This window comes from Ruegeria sp. AP12 (assembly GCF_056540025.1).
Map to the genome: position 1 here is coordinate 1 of NZ_JBQFVZ010000108.1, position 1,023 is coordinate 1,023.

Here is a 1,023-nt window from a genome sequence, read left to right on the forward strand (position 1 = left end):
CGTCCATCTGGGACAGCCACCTTGAGCAGTGAAAGACACCCGCAGGGTTCAACAGAGTGCAGGCCCAAAGGTCAAGCGGAATCGGCTGTAAATTCGTCGCGTCGTGGCATTCCAGGCCACTCTTTCAAAGAATTCAGCCGGTTTGGCGTCCGATTTTAGGAACCCCGTTCATCTTGCCGTTATGCGCAGCCATCCAGTCCAGCGTCTTTTCGAACGGCATTGGCTTGCCAATACCAAAGCCTTGCACGTGATCACATCCAAGCTGGGCCATCAGGGCATGTTCCCCCGGTGTCTCGACCCCTTCCGCCAGCGTCTCGAGGTTCAAACGTTCGGCCATGGTCAGGATGGCGCTGGCCATCTGTTGCTGACTGGGGTCCTGATCAGACTTGGCAACGAATGAGCGATCGATCTTGATCCGCGTGACGTTGAACCGCTTGATCGACGCGATTGAGGCATCGCCGGTGCCGAAATCATCCAGATCAATACAGCACCCCAAAGCTGCAAGGCCGGTGACATTGCGGGTGATCACATCATCGGGACGGCGGGAAAAGACGGTCTCTAACACTTCGACCGTCAGCCTGTCGGGGGTCAGGTCGAATTGATCAAGCTCCCATTTGAGGCGGTCGATCAAACTAGGTCCGCGCAGCTCATCCGAGGAGAAATTGACACCCATACGTGGCACAATAACGCCCGCCCTTTCCCAGGCCCGCATGGCGGTGAAGGCGTGGTGCCGGATGGCCTGACCCAAACGCTCCATCAAGTCGGCTTGTTCGGCGAAGGGCAGGAAGACTTGTGGGCTCAGTACACCTTTTTGCGGATGTTCCCACCGGGCCAGCGCCTCAAAACCCGTAACGCGGCCGGTATCCGTGGATACCTGTGGTTGGAACCACGGGCGGATATCGCCATGATCCAGCGCTGCCTCGAACTCCTTGCGCAGATTGCTTCGGACCAGCGACCTGCGTCGGGTCTCGGAGGAATAGGCCCGAATCGTCGAGGGCCCACTGCGCTGTGCCTCGGTCAGCG

Annotated in this window: 1 protein-coding gene; it reads right to left on the reverse strand. The window is 58.7% G+C overall.

Annotation, left to right across the window (positions count from 1 at the left end; all coding sequences use genetic code 11):
* Window positions 1–133 precede the first annotated feature (133 nt).
* The coding region (locus tag ACR0E6_RS21555) for an EAL domain-containing protein (protein WP_480587157.1) at window positions 134–1,023 on the reverse strand (890 nt) is incomplete at its 5' end.